The 16,057-nt window shown below is 72.1% G+C and carries 16 protein-coding genes and 1 tRNA gene; 10 read left to right on the top strand and 7 right to left on the bottom strand.

Annotated elements, in window-relative coordinates:
* Positions 1–5: 5 nt before the first annotated feature.
* A complete protein-coding gene (pdxR, locus tag Asera_RS06260; RefSeq protein ID WP_030445386.1) occupies positions 6–1,403 on the top strand; it encodes a MocR-like pyridoxine biosynthesis transcription factor PdxR in 1,398 nt (465 codons plus the stop codon).
* A gap of 11 nt (positions 1,404–1,414) precedes the next feature.
* On the opposite strand, the gene Asera_RS06255 is transcribed toward pdxR, so the two are convergent.
* Positions 1,415–2,218 carry a phosphatase PAP2 family protein gene (locus tag Asera_RS06255; RefSeq protein ID WP_051801997.1) on the bottom strand — a complete coding sequence of 268 codons (804 nt, stop codon included), beginning with the start codon at positions 2,216–2,218 and terminating at the stop codon, positions 1,415–1,417.
* A gap of 251 nt (positions 2,219–2,469) precedes the next feature.
* On the opposite strand from Asera_RS06255, the gene add reads away from it, so the two are divergent.
* Entirely contained in the window at positions 2,470–3,456 is a 987-nt protein-coding gene (gene add / locus Asera_RS06250; RefSeq protein ID WP_030445384.1) for an adenosine deaminase, read from the top strand.
* Here add and Asera_RS06245 read toward each other — a convergent pair whose 3' ends face one another.
* Positions 3,457–3,948, bottom strand: coding sequence for a GbsR/MarR family transcriptional regulator (locus Asera_RS06245; RefSeq protein ID WP_030445383.1), 492 nt, complete (start codon positions 3,946–3,948; stop codon positions 3,457–3,459).
* Between the two features lie 90 nt (positions 3,949–4,038).
* Between Asera_RS06245 and Asera_RS06240 the strand changes: the two genes are divergently transcribed.
* A complete protein-coding gene (locus Asera_RS06240; protein WP_030445382.1) occupies positions 4,039–4,941 on the top strand; it encodes an ABC transporter ATP-binding protein in 903 nt (300 codons plus the stop codon).
* The gene (locus Asera_RS06235) at positions 4,938–6,629 is read left to right on the top strand and encodes an ABC transporter permease (RefSeq protein ID WP_030445381.1); all 1,692 of its coding nucleotides are present in this window, start codon (positions 4,938–4,940) and stop codon (positions 6,627–6,629) included. Before Asera_RS06240 ends, Asera_RS06235 begins: the two co-directional genes overlap by 4 nt.
* A gap of 200 nt (positions 6,630–6,829) precedes the next feature.
* On the opposite strand, the gene Asera_RS06230 is transcribed toward Asera_RS06235, so the two are convergent.
* On the bottom strand, positions 6,830–8,659 hold the full coding sequence (locus Asera_RS06230; RefSeq protein WP_084131079.1) for an ABC transporter ATP-binding protein: 1,830 nt from the start codon (positions 8,657–8,659) through the stop codon (positions 6,830–6,832).
* 132 nt (positions 8,660–8,791) lie between these two features.
* Positions 8,792–9,208 carry an IS200/IS605 family transposase gene (gene tnpA, locus Asera_RS06225; protein ID WP_030445379.1) on the bottom strand — a complete coding sequence of 139 codons (417 nt, stop codon included), beginning with the start codon at positions 9,206–9,208 and terminating at the stop codon, positions 8,792–8,794.
* A 25-nt stretch (positions 9,209–9,233) separates the two neighbouring features.
* On the opposite strand from tnpA, the gene Asera_RS06220 reads away from it, so the two are divergent.
* Both Asera_RS06220 and Asera_RS06215 read left to right on the top strand, forming a co-directional pair.
* Positions 9,234–10,469, top strand: coding sequence for an RNA-guided endonuclease InsQ/TnpB family protein (locus Asera_RS06220; protein ID WP_030445378.1), 1,236 nt, complete (start codon positions 9,234–9,236; stop codon positions 10,467–10,469).
* 54 nt (positions 10,470–10,523) lie between these two features.
* On the top strand, positions 10,524–10,967 hold the full coding sequence (locus Asera_RS06215) for a MarR family winged helix-turn-helix transcriptional regulator (RefSeq protein ID WP_030445377.1): 444 nt from the start codon (positions 10,524–10,526) through the stop codon (positions 10,965–10,967).
* An 80-nt stretch (positions 10,968–11,047) separates the two neighbouring features.
* On the opposite strand, the gene Asera_RS06210 is transcribed toward Asera_RS06215, so the two are convergent.
* The gene (locus Asera_RS06210; RefSeq protein WP_030445376.1) at positions 11,048–12,016 is read right to left on the bottom strand and encodes a quinone oxidoreductase family protein; all 969 of its coding nucleotides are present in this window, start codon (positions 12,014–12,016) and stop codon (positions 11,048–11,050) included.
* A gap of 89 nt (positions 12,017–12,105) precedes the next feature.
* On the opposite strand from Asera_RS06210, the gene Asera_RS06205 reads away from it, so the two are divergent.
* Complete coding sequence (locus Asera_RS06205; RefSeq protein WP_051801995.1) at positions 12,106–12,480, top strand: MarR family winged helix-turn-helix transcriptional regulator; 375 nt, start codon at positions 12,106–12,108, stop codon at positions 12,478–12,480.
* A gap of 71 nt (positions 12,481–12,551) precedes the next feature.
* Here the strand turns inward: Asera_RS06205 and Asera_RS06200 are convergent, their stop codons facing one another.
* Positions 12,552–13,121, bottom strand: coding sequence for a TetR/AcrR family transcriptional regulator (locus Asera_RS06200; RefSeq protein WP_030445374.1), 570 nt, complete (start codon positions 13,119–13,121; stop codon positions 12,552–12,554).
* Positions 13,122–13,198: 77 nt separating this feature from the next.
* Here Asera_RS06200 and Asera_RS06195 point away from each other — a divergent pair, with 77 nt between their 5' ends.
* The 3 genes from Asera_RS06195 (at position 13,199) to Asera_RS06185 (ending at position 15,583) form a co-directional block, all read left to right on the top strand.
* Positions 13,199–14,059: an SDR family NAD(P)-dependent oxidoreductase gene (locus Asera_RS06195; protein WP_035295906.1), complete on the top strand. Its 861-nt coding sequence runs from the start codon at positions 13,199–13,201 to the stop codon at positions 14,057–14,059.
* An 85-nt stretch (positions 14,060–14,144) separates the two neighbouring features.
* On the top strand, positions 14,145–14,720 hold the full coding sequence (locus tag Asera_RS06190) for a TetR/AcrR family transcriptional regulator (RefSeq protein WP_030445372.1): 576 nt from the start codon (positions 14,145–14,147) through the stop codon (positions 14,718–14,720).
* Positions 14,721–14,794: 74 nt separating this feature from the next.
* A complete protein-coding gene (locus tag Asera_RS06185) occupies positions 14,795–15,583 on the top strand; it encodes an SDR family oxidoreductase (protein ID WP_030445371.1) in 789 nt (262 codons plus the stop codon).
* Between the two features lie 257 nt (positions 15,584–15,840).
* On the opposite strand, the gene Asera_RS06180 is transcribed toward Asera_RS06185, so the two are convergent.
* A tRNA-Leu gene (locus tag Asera_RS06180) sits at positions 15,841–15,923 on the bottom strand.
* Positions 15,924–16,057: the final 134 nt, after the last annotated feature.

Below are 16,057 nucleotides of genomic sequence, written 5' to 3'. Positions count from 1 at the left end.
ATTCGATGTCCGAACCATGGTCCATTGGCGGCGTCGACCTGCACCTCGACCTCGGTCCCGGCCGGCGCCGGGCCGGGCTGACCGACGCGCTGCGCGAGGCGGTACGGGCCGGGCGGCTCGCACCGGGTACCCGGCTGCCGGCGAGCCGGGCGCTCGCCGCCGACCTCGGGCTGTCCCGGGGCACCGTGACCGCCGCGTACGGGCAGCTCGCCGCGGAGGGCTACCTGTTGGCCCGGCCCGGCGCCGGTACGGTCGTCGCGCCCCGGGCCACCGCGGCCCGGCGGCCGGTACCGCTGGAGCGGCCGTGGCGCCCGGCGGTCCGGTACGACCTGCGGCCCGGGTTGCCCGATCTGTCGGCGTTTCCGCGCCGCGACTGGCTCGCGTCGGCCCGGACCGCGCTGGCGACCGCGGACCACGCCGCGCTCGGCTGGGGCGACCCGCGCGGCCACCCCGACCTGCGCGCCGAGCTGGCCGGCTACCTGGGCCGGGTCCGGGACGTACGGACCGAGCCGGACGCGGTGATGGTCTGCGCCGGGTTCGCGCACGGGTTGGCGCTGGTCTGCGCGGTGCTGCGGGACCGCGGGGTGCGGGCGATCGCGCTGGAGGACCCGTACCTGCCCGCGTACCGCGAGGTCGCCGAGGCGGCCGGGCTGCGTACCGTCCCGGTACCGGTCGACTCGGACGGCATCCGGGTGGACCGGCTCGCCACCGCGGACGTCGGCGCCGTGGTGGTGACGCCGGCGCACCAGTTCCCGCTCGGCGTCGCGCTCGCGCCGGCACGGCGGGCGCAGCTGGCCGACTGGGCCCGCCGCACCGGCGGGCTGCTGGTCGAGGACGACTACGACGGCGAGTACCGGTACGACCGGGAGCCGCTCGGCGCGCTACAGGGCATGGCCCCGGCGTCGACCGTCTACGTCGGTACCGCGAGCAAGACGCTCGCGCCGGGGCTGCGGCTCGGCTGGCTCGCGGCGCCGCCCCAGCTGGTCGCCCCGCTGGTACGGGAGCGCCGGCACACCGACCGGCACACCGGGATCCTGGAACAGCTGACGTTCGCGGAGCTGATCCGGTCCGGCCGGTACGACCGGCACGTGCGGCGCAGCCGGATCACCTACCGGCGCCGGCGGGACGAGCTGGTCGCCGCGCTGCCGGCCGGCCTGCCGGCCACCGGCATCGCCGCCGGGCTGCACCTGCTGGTCGGGCTGCCGGCCGGGGTGAGCGAGTCGGCGGTGGTGAACGCGGCGCGGCGGCGTTCGCTCGGGTTGGAGGGGCTCTCCGCGCACTACGGCCGGTCCGGCCGGCGGTCGCCGCAGCTGGTGATCGGGTACGGCACCCCGCCGGACCACGCGTTCCGGCCGGCGCTGCGCGCGCTCGTCGACCTGCTCCACGAGTACCCGGGGCGGTGACGGCCGCCGGGTCAGGAGCTCGATTCGGGCGCGGACCGCAGGACGACCGTCTCGCTGACCGGCCGCAGCAGCCGCAGCAGGCCGATGCCGCAGGCGGTGACCACGGCACCGCCGGCCAGGTCGATCACGAAGTGGTTGCCGGTGGCGAGCACCACCAGGCCGGTACAGGCCGGGTAGCAGACCGCCAGGGCCCGCACGAGCCGGTGCCGGACCAGCCAGAACACCATCGCACCGGCCCACAGCGCCCAGGCGAAGTGCAGGCTGGGGAACGCCGCGAACTGCGCCGCGGTGTGCTCCATCGGGCCGCTGGAGTAGTCCCCGATGCCGGGGAAGACCGCCATGGTGTCGACGATCCCGGCGCCGGGCACCAGCCGGGGCGGCGCGACCGGTACGGCGTAGTAGAGGACGAAGCCGAGCAGCGTCGGCACGGCCAACAGGAACCGGGCGTACGGGTACGCGGCCCGGCGGCGCAGGAACAGCCAGAGGATCACCGCCGGCGTGACCACCTCGTGCAGCAGCACGTAGTAGTCGTTGGCCACGGTGGCGAGCGTCGGGTGACCGGCGAGCGCGCCGTTCAGCGGCGCCTCCACGTCGATGCCGAGCCACCGCTCGGCGGCCAGGAACGCGTTCGCGTGCCGTACCGCGGGCGCCGGCGAGACGTTGATCTGGTGCTGGATGAACGTGTAGAGACCGAACCCGATGCCGATGATCAGCAGCTCCCGCCACCACCTCGCCGGCGCGAGCCACCAGCGGGGCCGGGCCACCGGCTCGGTCCCCTCCTTCGCCGCTTCGTCGGTCAGGGTCACGGTTTCCATCGTCCAACGAAGATCACCGGGCGCCCACGGCATTGCCGAATCTCACTCCCCGCCGGGCCGGCGGGCGCGCGGCGGGCGCGCCGGGACGTCGGGGAACGGGGCGCTGCTGTGACCGACTCCACAACCGCCGGGGCGACCCGGGCCTTGGCCGGCGCGAACCCGCTCGGCTGGCCGGCCCGTCGATCGGCGGGAGCGCTGGCGGCGGCCCGGCCGGCACCGTCGACGGCGGACGACGCGTTAGTTTCTGCAGGGTGCCGAACTATCCGAAGATCGAACTGCACGTGCACCTGGAAGGTGCGATCCGGGCGCACACGCTGCTCGACATCGCGCGCCGCAACGGCGAGACGCTGCCGGCGGACACCGTCGAGGGCCTGGCCGGCCTGTACGAGTTCACCGATTTCGCCCACTTCATCCGAGTCTGGCAGCTGACCACGAACTGCCTCCGCAGCGCGGCGGACTTCGAGCAGATCGTGGTCGACTACGCCGCCGAGGCCGCCGGGTACGGCGCGGTGTACGTGGAGGGCATCTTCTCCCCGCCCGAGCGGGTCCAGCAGGGCATCGACTGGGCCACCATGTTCGAGGGGTACTGCGACGGCATCGTCGCCGCCCGCGAGCGGCACGGCGTCGAGGTGCGGCTCACCCCCGACCTGTACCGCAACGGCTGCCCGGTGGACCTCGCCGAGGAGTGCGCGCGCTGGTCGGTGCGGTACGCCGACCGCGGCATCGTCGGGTTCGGCGTCGGCGGGATGGAGGTCGGCCGCTCGGTCCAGCCGTACGTGCGGGCGTTCGACATCGCCCGCGACGGTGGCCTGGCGATCGTGCCGCACAGCGGCGAGACCACCGGCCCGGAGTCGATGCGGGAGGTGCTCGACCTGCTGCGGCCGGACCGGATCCGGCACGGCATCGGCGCCGCGCAGGACCCGGCGTTGCTGGCCGAGATCGTCGACGCCGGCATCGTGCTGGACGTCTGCCCGACCTCCAACCTGCGCACCAGGGTGGTCGCCGACCCGGCCGAGCATCCGCTGCCGACGCTGCTCGCGGCCGGCGCGCAGTGCACGATCAACACCGACGACCCGGCGATGTTCGACACCGACCTGGGCCGGGAGTACGAGCTGGCGGAGAAGCTCGGGATGACCGGCCGCGCGGCGTTCGACGCGGGCATCACGGGGGCGGCCTGCGACGACGCCACCCGTACCCGGCTGGTCGAGATCCGGGACCGCTCCTGGCCGACCGGCTGATCAACCGGTCAGGGTGGCGCGGTGCGCCTCCCACCGGTTCATCAGGCCGGTCATCTCCTTCTCCAGGAACTGGAAGAAGTTCACGGTCTCCATCGCCCGGCGGCCGGCGTGCGTGTCCGTGCCCACCACGGCCACGCCGTCCCGCAGCGCCTCCACGACGTGCTTCATGATCGGCGCCCGGGTGGAGATCGCCTGCTGCCACATGTCGTCGCGGACCGTGTAGTGGTCCCGGCGGCTGCCCGGTTCGCGTTCCCGGAAGGCCATCCCGACGTCGGTCAGGTAACGGGTCGCGCCGGACACCGCGGCGGGGCTGACCTTCAGCGTCTCCGCCAGCTCGGCCGCGGTCAGCCGGCCGGTCTCGGCCACGAACAGGGCGGCAAACACCCGGGCCGGCATCCGCGGCACGCCGAGGCTGGCGACCACCGAGCCGAGCCGTTCCCGGTATCGCTCCACCGCGGTAACAGCCTGCTCGTCGCTGTCGGCCCTGGTCACGTCGCCTCCTCGTACCTCGAATCGTCGTACTGCGAGTTTATGCCCTTCACTACATTCACAAAATTATGAATTCAGTGTAGCGTCGATGGCATGGACAACGCCATCTCGGCGACCGGACTGGTGAAGCAGTTCGGCCGCACCCGGGCCCTCGACGGGCTCGATCTGCACGTCGCCACCGGCGAGGTGCACGGCTTCCTCGGTCCGAACGGCGCGGGCAAGTCGACCACGATCCGCGTCCTGCTCGGTCTGCTGCGCGCCGACGCGGGCACCGTCACCCTGCTCGACGGCGACCCCTGGCGCGACGCCACCACGCTGCACCGCCGCCTCGCGTACGTGCCGGGCGACGTCAACCTGTGGCCCACCCTCTCCGGCGGCGAGGTCATCGACCTGCTCGGCCGGCTGCGCGGCGGGCTCGATCCGGTGCGGCGCAAGGATTTGCTCGACCGGTTCGACCTCGACCCGCGCAAGAAGGCCAGGACCTACTCGAAGGGCAACCGGCAGAAGGTCGCCCTGGTCGCCGCGCTCGCCTCGGACTGCGAACTGCTGATCCTGGACGAGCCGACCTCCGGTCTCGACCCGCTGATGGAGCAGGTCTTCGCCGACTGCATCCAGGCCGAGCGCAAGAGCGGGCGGACCGTGCTGCTTTCCAGCCACATCCTGTCCGAGGTCGAGGCGCTCTGCGACCGGGTCAGCATCATCCGCACCGGCCGCACCGTGGAGACCGGAACGCTCGCCGAGCTGCGCCACCTCACCCGTACCTCGGTCACCGCCGAGCTCGCCGGGCCGGTCGACGGCGTCGCCGCGCTGCCCGGGGTGTACGACCTGGTCGCCGAGGGCAACCGGCTGACCTGCGAGGTCGACACAGTCAAGCTGGACGAGCTGCTCCGGCACCTCACCGCGATCGGCGTGCGCAGCCTCACCAGCCAGCCGCCGACCCTGGAGGAGCTGTTCCTGCGCCACTACGAGCAGGACGAGCCGGCGGTGACGGCATGACCAGCACCCGACGCGCACCGGCCCGCGGCGGCGGGACCGACACCGCCGAGCGCACGCCGGCCGCCGCACCGCGCACGGACTCCGGCGGCGGGCAGCATTCCTTCGTCGGTACCGGCACCCTGGTCCGGCTCGCGCTGCGGCGGGACCGGCTGATGGTGCCGATCTGGCTCGGCGTGCTGTTCCTGCTCACCATCATGTCCTCGCTCAGCGTCAAGGACCTGTTCGGTTCGGCCGCGTCCCGCGACCAGCTGGCCGGCAGCGCCGGCGCCACTCCGGCGACCGTCGCCATGTACGGCCCCTCCTGGGACGTGGGCACCCTCGGCGGCCTGTCCACCTGGAAGATGAACACGATGGGCACGGTGCTGCTCGGCCTGCTCAGCATCTTCGTCGTCACCCGACACACCCGCGGCGACGAGGAGCCGGGCCGGCTGGAGCTGATCCGCGCCGGCGTGGCGGGACGGTACTCGGCGCTCACCGCCGGCGTGCTCGTCGCGCTGCTGACCAACGTGGTGTCGATCCCGCTGGTCGGGCTGGGGCTGATGGCCGGCAGCGTCGGCGCCGGGCCCTCGTTCGGCTACGCGCTGGCCCTCGCGCTGGTCGGGTTCGTGTTCACCGGCCTCGCCGCGCTCACCGCGCAGCTGACGGAGAGTTCCCGGGCTGCCAACGGGATCGCCGCCGCAGTGCTCGCGGTCGCGTTCCTGCTCCGCGCGCTCGGCGACACCACCAGCCAGATCTCCTGGCTGGACTGGCTGTCGCCGATGGGCTGGCTGGTCCGGTTCCGCGCGTTCGCGCCGCAGCCCCACTGGTGGCTGCTCGCGCCGCCGGTGGTCGCGCTGCTCGCCCTGCTGGTCGTCGGATACCTGCTGGCCGGTCGCCGCGACCTCGGTGCCGGGCTGCTGCCGGCGCGGCTGGGACGGCCGGCGGCGAGCCGGATCCTGTCCGGTCCGTTCGGGCTGGCATGGCGGCTGCACCGCGGTACCTTGCTCGGCTGGTCGGTCGGGTTCGCGGTGCTCGGTGGCGCCCTCGGCAGCGTCTCCAACGGGCTGGACGACTTCGCCGCGAGCAAGGGCGTCCGGGACATGCTCCGGGCGCTGGGCGGCCAGCAGGCGCTGGTCGACTCGTACCTGTCGTTCTGCATGGCGCTCGCCGCGCTGGTGGTGGCGGTGTACCTGATCCAGTCGCTGCTGCGGATGCGCAGCGAGGAGACCGCGTACCGGGCCGAGCCGGTACTTGCCACGCCGGTGGCCCGGCTGCGCTGGGCGGCGAGCCACATCACCGTCGCGACGCTCGGCGGTACCTGGCTGCTGATGCTGATGGGCCTGTTCGCCGGGCTCGGCCGGGGCGGGGACGACGTCGGCCACCAGATCGGCCGGCTGCTCGGCGCGGCCCTGGCGCAGCTGCCGGCCGCGCTGGTCCTGGCCGGGATCACGATCGCGCTGATCGGCCTGCTGCCGCGCTGGTCGGTGGCCGCCTGGGGGCTGCTCGGGCTGTTCGTCGCGATCGGCCAGTTCGGTGACCTGCTCAAGCTCGACCAGCGGGTGCGGGACGTTTCGCCGTTCACGCACACACCGACCGTGCTCGGCGGCACGGTGACGGCGACCCCGCTGATCGTGCTGGCGCTGGTGGCGATCGCGCTGACCGCGCTCGGCCTGGTCGGCCTGCGCCGCCGCGACATCGGCGCCGCGTAACGGGGGGCGGCGTTGCGGGGCCGGGCGGCGATCGTCTCGTCGCCCGGCCCCGTGCCACGGCGGGTGACGGTCATCTCGTCGCCCAGCTCCGTACCCTGTCCCGGCCGGGCGGCGATCGTCTCCGGCGCCGTGCCCCCGTGCCGTGCCGTGCTCCACAGTGGGTTTCGGCCGCCGGCGCGGCAGGGATCCACAGTGGACGGTCAGGCGGCGGCCAGGGCGGCGTAGCGGTCGCCGGCGGCGATCAGCTCGTCGTGGGTACCGGACTCGGCCACCCGGCCGCCGTCCAGCACCACGATCCGGTCCGCGTGCCGGATCGTGGACAGCCGGTGCGCGATCGCGATCGTGGTACGCCCCTGGGCCAGGGTGTCGAGCGCCCGCTGCACGTCCCGCTCGGTGCGGGTGTCCAGCGCGCTCGTCGCCTCGTCCAGGATCAGGATCGGCGGGTTGCGCAGCAGCATCCGGGCGATCGCGATGCGCTGCTTCTCCCCGCCGGAGAACCGGTAGCCGCGCTCGCCCACGACCGTGTCGTACCCGTCCGGCAGCGCCGCGATCTGGTCGTGGATCCGGGCCGCTCGGCAGGCGGCGACCAGCTCCGCGTCGGTGGCGTCGGCCTTCGCGAACCGCAGGTTCTCCGCCACCGACGCGTGGAACAGGTACGTCTCCTGGGACACCACACCGACCGCGCCGGTCAGCGAGGCGGTGTCCAGCTCGCGGACATCGACGCCGTCGATGGTCACCGCACCGTCGGTCACGTCGTACAGCCGGGCGACGAGGTAGCCGAGCGTCGTCTTGCCCGAGCCGGTCGCGCCGACCACCGCCAGCGTCGACCCCGCCGGTACGGTCAGGTCGATGCCGGTGAGCGCGGCCGCGCCGCCATCCGGCTCGTACGAGAAGGAGACGTCGCGGAGCGCCACCTCGCCGCGCACGGCCGGCAGCGACCGCGGGCCGGGCGCCAGGTCGACCGGCAGGTCGAGGTACTCGAAGACGCGGCCGAACAGGGCGAGCGAGGTCTGCACCTCGACGCCGACGCCGAGCAGCGAGACCAGTGGCCGGAACAGCCGGGTCTGCAGCGTGGTGAAGGCGACCAGGGTGCCGATGGACACCAGGGTGCCGCCGTGCGCGAGACTCAGCCCGGCCACCCAGTAGACGACGGCGGGCAGCACCGCGTAGGTGATCGACACCGCGGACATCCGCCAGCGCCCGGCCATCACCGCGTCGACCTGCAGCCCGGACAGCCGGTCCGACTCGCCGGCGAATCGGTCCGCGAGCACCGAACTGCGGCCCAGCGTCTTGCCGAGCAGGATGCCCGACACCGACAGCGACTCCTCGACCAGCGCGGACATCGCGGCGAGCTGCTGCTGGTTGCGCCGGCGGATCGCCTTGCGTTCGGCGCCGACCCGGCGAGAAAGCCAGACGAACACCGGCAGCAGCGCGAGCGACAGTACGGCGAGCCGCCAGTCCAGGGCGACCATTGCGACGACCGCGGCGATGACGGTCGTGACGTTGCCGACGGTCGAGGTGATCGTCGAGGTGAGCACGTTCTGCACGCCGCCGATGTCGTTGGCCAGCCGGGACTGCACCTCGCCGGTACGGGTGCGGGTGAAGAAGGCCAGCGACATCCGCTGCAGGTGCCGGTACACGCCGGTACGCAGGTCGTGCATGACGCGCTGGCCGACGGTGTTGGACAGCCAGGACTGCCAGACCTCGGCGGCGCTGGTGACCACCGGTACCCCGATCATGCCGAGGACCAGCCAGGTCAGCAGCCACACGTCGCGCTGCGGGATGGCGTCGTCGAGCACCGCCCGGAGCAGGAACGGCGACACGGTGGACAGGCCGGCGGAGGCCACGATCAGGGCAAGGACCACGAAGAGCCGGCGCCGGTACGGCCGGAACAACCGGGCGATCCGCGCCAGCGAGGGACGTTCGGTACGGGAATCATCGGTCACAGCAGGAGCGCTCCGAGGGGTTGACGAACGTGATCGGCCCGGGACCAGCGGCGCGCTGGGAGCACGGCCGGACGTTCGGGCCATCACGAGACTAGCTCTTAAAGAGGTAGACTCGCAATCATGTTCCGGCCGCTACCGGGAGTGCGGCCAGTGCTCCGGCCTTCAGGCCGGGGGTGAGTGCCCGCACCGGAGGGCCGTGAAGGCCCGGGCAGTGCCTTAACCGGGATGGTTCTGCTGTTCGATGTACTGACGCACGATGCTCAGTGGTGCCCCGGCAACGGAGCCCGCGAAGTACGAGCCTGACCACAACTTGTTGGCCCGGTAGTAGTGGCGCACAAGGTCGGGGAACTCCTGCCGCAGCCGCCGAGAGGACACGCCCTTGAGGGAGTTGACCAGGCGGGCCACGGCGACTTTGGGTGGGTAGTTGACCAGCAGGTGGACGTGGTTGTTCTCGCCGTTGAACTCGACCAGCTCGGCCTCGAAGTCATGGCAGACGTCCCGCATGATCTGTTCGGTCCGGGTCAGGTGCCGGTCGGTGAACACCTTGTGCCGGAACTTCGTGACGAAAACCAAGTGGACGTGCATGACAAAAATGCAGTGTCTGCCAGTGCGAATGTCTTCAAGTTCAGCCATAAACCAATATGGTAGAGTATCGATCGTGCAGCTCCGTTACCAGTTCCGCGTTTACCCGACGCCCGGCCAGCAGATCGCGCTGGCGCGGGCTTTCGGGTGCGCGCGGGTGGTGTACAACGACGCGCTGCGCGCACGGCAACAGGCCCGCGAGGCTGGGCTGCCGTACCTCTCGGACGCCGAGCTGTCCAAGCGGATCATCACCGAGGCCAAGGCCACGCCCGAACGGGCGTGGCTGGGCGACGTCTCGGCAGTGGTGTTGCAGCAGGCCCTCGCAGATCTCAACGCAGCGTTCCGCAACTTCTTCGCCTCGGTCACCGGCCGCCGCAACGGCCGCAAGCTGGCTCCGCCCCGGTTCCGGTCACGTAAGGACCACCGGCAGGCCATCCGGTTCACCAAGAACTCCCGGTTCCGGTTGCTGGACAACGGCAGGCTGCGGCTGCCGAAGATCGGCGACCTTGCGGTGCGCTGGTCGCGGAAGCTGCCGTCGGCGCCGTCGAGCGTGGCGGTCATCAAGGACCCGGCCGGCCGGTACTTCGCGTCGTTGGTGGTGACCACAGCCGACGACGAGACGTTGCCGCCGGTTGAGTCTCAGGTGGGTATCGACCTGGGCCTGACCCACTTCGCTGTGCTCTCCGACGGCCGGAAGATCGCATCCCCGAAGTTCCTGCGCCGTGCCGAACGAAAACTCCGCAAGGTGCAGCGCGCTCTGTCTCGCAAGGCCAAGGGCAGCAACAACCGGAAGAAGGCCGTCGTTCGTGTCGCCAAGGCGCACGCCAAGGTGGCAGACGCGCGGCGAGACCACCACCACAAGCTGTCCACGACGATCATCGGTGACAACCAAGCGGTGTACGTCGAGGACCTGTGCGTGGCCGGTCTGAGCCGGACCCGGCTCGCGAAGTCGGTGCACGACGCGGGCTGGGCGCAGTTCACGGCGATGCTGGAGTACAAGGCCGCCCGGTACGGGCGGTCCTTCGGGCGGGTAGGCCGGTGGTTCCCGTCGACCCGCATGTGCTCAACGTGTGGTGTCGTATCCGAACGCAAGCCGCTGCACATGCGGTCGTGGACCTGCCTGTGTGGCGCCGTCCACGACCGGGACATCAACGCTGCAATCAACGTGTTGGCCGCCGGGCAGGCGGACAACTCAAACGACCGTGGAGCGCAGGTAAGACCGGCATCCGTGCCGGCGCAGCGCCGTGAAGCGGTAACCCACCCGGGCGCCGCGTGTTCCATGCGCAGCGTGGAGGGAATCTCCGCCCTCTAGGGCAGGGAGGATGTCAAACTACCGACACCCGAGCAGCAGCACCAGGAGTCGACGGTGACCACGCCCGACAGTTCGACCGCGCAGCTCGCCGACCTGTTCTTCCGGCTGGGCAAACGGATCCGGCATCGGTCCGCCGAGCACCTCGCCCCGGTCGGGCTGACCCCGGCGCAGGCCCGCGCGCTGCGGGTCATCTCACACAGCGACCGCCCGCTGCGCATCGTCGCGCTCGCCGCCCGGCTCGACATCGTGCCGCGCTCCGCCACCGCGGTCGTGGACGCGTTGGAGGAGCTCGGCCTCGTCGCCCGCAGCCCCGACCCGGACGACCGGCGCTCGGTGCTCGTCGTCCTCACCCCCGCCGGTACCGAGCTGCTCCAGCAACTGCGGGACACCCGCCGGCAGGCCGCCGAGGACCTGTTCCTCGCCCTCTCCCCGACCGACCGGGCCGAACTCACCCGCCTCCTCGTCGCCCTGCACGACGCCACCGACCCCACCTGCTGACCCGACCATGCCCGGCCTCAAGCCCCGATGCTGCCGGCGCTCGCCGACCACCGGCTGAGCGGAGCCGACGACCTGCCGGCTCAGACCGAGAGCACCAGCTTGCCGCGGCTGGCCCGAGCGGCCAGCCGGTCCAGCGCCCGCCGCGCGTCCGCGAGCGGCAGTACCTCGGTGACGTCCACGTGGATCCGGCCGGCCGCCAGCAGGTCGAGGGCCGCGCGGCCGAACTCGGTGACCAGGTGCGGGGCGCGGCGAGCCAGGTCGCCGATGTTGAACCCACCGACCGACCGGTTGCCCTTCCACAACGGCTGGACGGGCAGCGTCAGGTCGGGGTACCCGCCGGCATCCCCGTACGCCGCGAGCCGCCCGAGCGGTGCGAGCACGTCCAGGCTCGTCGCCCGGGCCGGCCCGCCCACGGGGTCCAGTACGAGATCGACGCCGCGACCCCCGGTGAGTTGCCGTACCCGGTCGGCGAACGCGTCGCGCGGGAGCACCTCGTCGTAGCCGAACTGCCCGGCGTACACCGCCTTGTCCGGCGCACCGACGGTGCCCAGGACCAAGTCGGCGCCGAGCTCGCGGGCCAGCTGCGCGGCGACCGACCCGACCCCGCCGGCCGCGGAGTGGATGAGGACGCTGTCGTGCCGCCGGACCCGGCCGACCCCGGCGAGCAATCCGTACGCGGTGGTCAGGACCGTCGGCGCCGCGGCGGCGATGATGGGGTCGAGGCTCCCGATCGGGTAGGTGAAGGCGGCCGGCGCGACCACGTACTCGGCGTACCCGCCGAAGCCGGGCAGGTAGGCGGTCACCGCCGCACCGGCTGCGATCCCCGTGACCTCGGAGCCGACCCGGGCCACGATGCCGGCCGCCTCCAACCCGGGTACGTCGCCCCCGGGCTCGGCCGGCCCGAAGTCGCCGCGCCAGTGCTGGAGCTCGGCGAAGTTCACCCCGGCGTACGAGACCCGGACGACGACCTCGTCCGGCCCGGGCGTGGGGATCGGCCGGTCGAACTCCACGAGTTCACCACCGTTGACCGTGAAGCCGATCGCGCGCATGCCGCCTCCTCAAATTCATCCAAGTGAAAAAGTTCCGCCTAGATGTTTCCGCATGGATGTAGTTTTGACAAGAACCGGGAGGAGTACCGATGGCGACCGTCAGCGAGCGCTGGAACGAACTGCACCGGCTGCACACCAAGGTCGAGGCGGCGGTCGAGGCCGCAGTGCGGGAACAGCACGGGATCGGCATCTCCGAGTACGCGATCATGGCGGTCCTCGCCGAACACGGGCACGCTCGGATGCAGCGGTTGGCGGAGGCGGTCGAGCTGCCGCAGAGCACGACCAGTCGGCTCGTCGCCCGCCTCGAATCGACCGGGCTGCTCGCCCGCTACCTCTGCGAGGCCGACCGGCGCGGCGTCTTCACCAGCATCACCGAGGCCGGTCGGGCCAGCCATCGCGCGGCCCGGAAGACCTACGAGAAGGCGCTGGCAACGGCGCTGGGCAACGCACGAGTCCAGCGGTAGCCGAGCGGATCACGCACCCTCGGCCGATGAGCGGGCACCGCTGCCGAACCGATCCGAACGGACGCCGGGTCTCAGGCCGGGCGGAGGTAGTGGAGGAGGTCGTCGATGAGGCCGGGGGCGTCGGCGTGACCCTTGCCGTCGGGGGCGAGATGGCCGGCGAGGGCGAGGTCCGCGGCACCGTGCGCGAGGGCGCGGAGCAGCGCGAGCAGCCGGTCCGGGTCGCCGGGCGGGAGCGCGCCGGTGGCCTGCGCCGCGCGTACCGCAGTGAGCAGCTGCGCGGAGGCGGCGTGGGCGGCCTCGGCGAGTTCGTCGGAGGACGTGGTCCAGCGCCCGTAGATCAGCTTGAACCGGGCCGGGTACTCCTGCGCCCATTCGGCGTAGCGCTGCAGTGAGCGGCGCAGTACCTGCTCGGGCGGCTCGGTGCCGGCGAGGGCGGTGGTGAGCCGGTCCCGGCGGCGGCGCAGTTCGCGGGCGGCGATCGCGGCGAGCAGCGCCTCCTTGTTGCGGAAGTGCTTGTACGGCGCGTTGTGCGAGACGCCGGACCGGTGGCCGACCTCGCGCAATGTCACCGCCTCGACGCCGCCGGCGTCGAGCAGCTGTTCGGCGGCGTCGAGCAGCAGATCGCGGGTCGTCCGGGGCACGGTCGCCACCCTATCCCTGGTTGACGTTGTCAACCTCGTGCGGTTAGGTTGACGTCGTCAACCTGAGGAGGAACCCCATGCGAGCAGTCGTCACCGGCGCCACCAACGGGATCGGCGAGGCCGTCGCCCGCCGCCTCGCGAGCGAGGGTGCCACTGTCACCCTGGTCGGGCGCAGCGACGAGCGACTGCGGGCCGCGCGCGACCGGATCGCCGCCGCGGTACCCGACGCGGAGCTGACCCTGGAGCGCGCCGACCTCGCCGAACTCGACCAGGTCCGCGCGCTCGCCGACCGGCTGCTGGCGACCGCGCCGCCGGACGCCGTGATCAGCAACGCGGCCCTCGTGACGCCGCTGGACCGCCGTACCGGCGGCGTGCCGCGGGTGCTCACCGTCAACCACCTCGCCCCGTACCTGCTGCTGCGGTTGCTGGCCGACGCGGTCGACCGGGCCCGGTTCGTCGTGGTCGGCGCCGACCCGGTGTCGCTCGCCCGGTCCCCGGTCGACCTGGACGACCTGCTCTTCGAGCACCCGGAGCGGCTCGGGGAGCCGATCGGCCTGCGCCCGTTCCGCGCGTACGGGCGGACCAAGAACATGAACGCGATGTTCGTGTTCGCGCTGGCCCGCCGGTTGGCCGGCACCGGCGTCACGGTCAACGGCGCGCATCCCGGCATCATCGGCGGTACCGGCCTCGCCGGTGAGGCGCCCGAGGTGCGCGAGATCGTCGCCCGTACGTTCGAGCTCGACCTGGCGTCGCTGCCCGGCCCGGAGGTCGGCGCCGACACCCCGGCCTGGCTGGCGACCGCGCCGGAGCTGGCCGGCGTGACCGGCCGGTTCTTCGTGGATCGCAAGCCGGTCGAGACCGCCCCGCACACCACCGATCCCGCGCGCGGCGACCGGCTGTGGACGACATCGGCGCGACTGGTCGGTCTACCGGCCTGACCGCGGGGTGCTGCCTGGCCTGAGCGTCGTCCCGCGCCTCGGCCCTGTTTTTGACCCCTAGGTCTAGAACTGTTAGCGTGGTGGCATGGCCAGGCCGCGGAAGTTCGACGACGACGAGGTGATCGATCGTGCGATGGACGCGTTCTGGACCAACGGTTACTTCAACACCTCGCCGGCCCAACTTGCGGCGGCGACCGGGATCGGAAAGGGCAGCCTCTACAACGCCTTCACCAGCAAGCGTGACCTGTTCGATCGCGCGCTGACCCGCTACGACATGCTCGGCGTCGAGTTCGCCGAGCAGCACCTGTCGAAGCCGGTGGGTACCCGCGAGGCCATCGCCGGCTTCCTGCGATCGCTGATCGAGGCGGACCTGGCCGGCCCGGTGCGCCGCGGCTGCCTCGCCGTGAACACGTCGGTCGAGCTGGCCGCGCAGGACCCGGAGATCCAGCGCGCGGTACAACGGATGCAGGAGCACACCATCACCGCACTCGCCGACCGGATCGCCCGCGGCCGCCGGGACGGCGACGTCGACCCCGACGTCGACCCCCGCGCGTACGCGGAGTTCCTGATGAACACGATCGTCGGCCTGCGGGTCATGGCGAAGACGAACGACGCACCCATGCTGCATCGCATCATCGACTCGGCCCTCGCCGGACTCTGACCTCTCTCGTACCTCCCTGGTCGGGCCGGCGTGTGCCTCAATTTTTGTCCTGTAGGTCAAGAAAGGAACCCCCGATGGAACTCGCACTCACCGGGAAGACCGCCGTGGTCACCGGCGCCAGCCGCGGCATCGGCCTCGCCGTCGTCGAGGCGCTCGCCAGCGAGGGCGTCCGGGTACTGGGCGCCGCCCGTACGATCACGCCGGAGCTGGAGAAGTACGCGGCGGCGACCGTCGCCGTCGACCTGTCCACCCGCGCGGGCGCGACGTCCGTGGTGGACGCCGCGCTGGCCGAACTTGGCGGGATCGACATCCTGGTCAACAACGTCGGCGGCGGCGACGCCGACCGGATGACCCTCGGCGGCGTGCTCGACATCGACGACGAGCAGTGGCGTCGGATGTTCGACCTCAACCTGTTCAGCGCGGTGTGGACGACCCGCGCGGCGCTGCCGAGCCTGCTCGACCGGCGCGGCGCGATCGTCAGCATCTCGTCGATCAACTCCCGGCTGCCGGCCACCAGTCCGGTCGGCTACGGCGAGGCCAAGGCGGCACTCACCGCGTTCAGCAAGCGGCTGAGCGAGGAGTACGCGCCGCGCGGCATCCGGGCCAACACGGTGTCGCCGGGTGTCGTCGGCAGCTCGCTGTGGCGCGGCGAGCACGGGTTCGGCGCGAAGCTGGCCGCCGCCAACGGGGTCGCCCACCAGGACTTCCTGGCCGCGATTCCGCAGCAGTTCGGGATGGCCTCACCGCGGATCACCGAACCGGCGGAGGTGGCGGCGCTGGTCACGTTCCTCGCCTCCGAGGCGGCCGGCAACATCATCGGCTCCGATTTCGTGATCGACGGCGGCACGATCAAGACCGCCTGAAGACCAAAAAGGTGCCCGCCCGCGAAGCGGGCCGGCCCAGCCGGTCGCTGGTCGAAGACCACGCCCAGCAGCACCACGGTGCCCGCCCGCGAAGCGGGCCGGCCCAGCCGGTCGCTGGTCGAAGACCACGCCCGGCAGGGCTGGGCGCCGAGGAACTCGCAACGCGGGGGTCCGGGGGGCTCGGCCCCCCGGGCTGGCATAAGGATGGCGGCCTGCGCTCGCGCTTCCTGCGAGCACAGACCGCCAACGCCATCCGGTGGGGAAGGAGGGAGTTGAACCCTCACGCCCTTTCGGGCACACGGACCTGAACCGTGCGCGTCTGCCATTCCGCCACTTCCCCGTGGCCGCACCCGTGATCCACATGGATTTCCGGGGGCGTTCGCGGGTACATAGGTTACAGTGCCCGCCGGACCAGGATGCCGATGGCCCCGGGTCCGCTCTCCGAGCTACATGGTGCAAGCTCAGACAGCGGCG

The organism is Actinocatenispora sera, assembly GCF_018324685.1.
In the GTDB taxonomy this organism is placed as follows: Bacteria; Actinomycetota; Actinomycetes; order Mycobacteriales; family Micromonosporaceae; genus Actinocatenispora; species Actinocatenispora sera.
The sequence above is the reverse complement of the archived record's forward strand: the minus strand, read 5'-3'. Positions and strand labels throughout refer to the sequence as shown.

Bases quoted from the DNA above. Each gene is read 5' to 3' on its own strand.
- pdxR (WP_030445386.1), top strand. From the start codon at position 6: ATGTCCGAACCATGGTCCATTGGCGGCGTCGACCTGCACCTCGACCTC.
- Asera_RS06255 (WP_051801997.1), bottom strand. From the start codon at position 2,218: ATGGAAACCGTGACCCTGACCGACGAAGCGGCGAAGGAGGGGACCGAG.
- Asera_RS06240 (WP_030445382.1), top strand. From the start codon at position 4,039: ATGGACAACGCCATCTCGGCGACCGGACTGGTGAAGCAGTTCGGCCGC.
- Asera_RS06235 (WP_030445381.1), top strand. From the start codon at position 4,938: ATGACCAGCACCCGACGCGCACCGGCCCGCGGCGGCGGGACCGACACC.
- Asera_RS06230 (WP_084131079.1), bottom strand. From the start codon at position 8,659: ATGGCCCGAACGTCCGGCCGTGCTCCCAGCGCGCCGCTGGTCCCGGGC.
- tnpA (WP_030445379.1), bottom strand. From the start codon at position 9,208: ATGGCTGAACTTGAAGACATTCGCACTGGCAGACACTGCATTTTTGTC.
- Asera_RS06210 (WP_030445376.1), bottom strand. From the start codon at position 12,016: ATGCGCGCGATCGGCTTCACGGTCAACGGTGGTGAACTCGTGGAGTTC.
- Asera_RS06205 (WP_051801995.1), top strand. From the start codon at position 12,106: ATGGCGACCGTCAGCGAGCGCTGGAACGAACTGCACCGGCTGCACACC.
- Asera_RS06195 (WP_035295906.1), top strand. From the start codon at position 13,199: ATGCGAGCAGTCGTCACCGGCGCCACCAACGGGATCGGCGAGGCCGTC.
- Asera_RS06190 (WP_030445372.1), top strand. From the start codon at position 14,145: ATGGCCAGGCCGCGGAAGTTCGACGACGACGAGGTGATCGATCGTGCG.
- Asera_RS06185 (WP_030445371.1), top strand. From the start codon at position 14,795: ATGGAACTCGCACTCACCGGGAAGACCGCCGTGGTCACCGGCGCCAGC.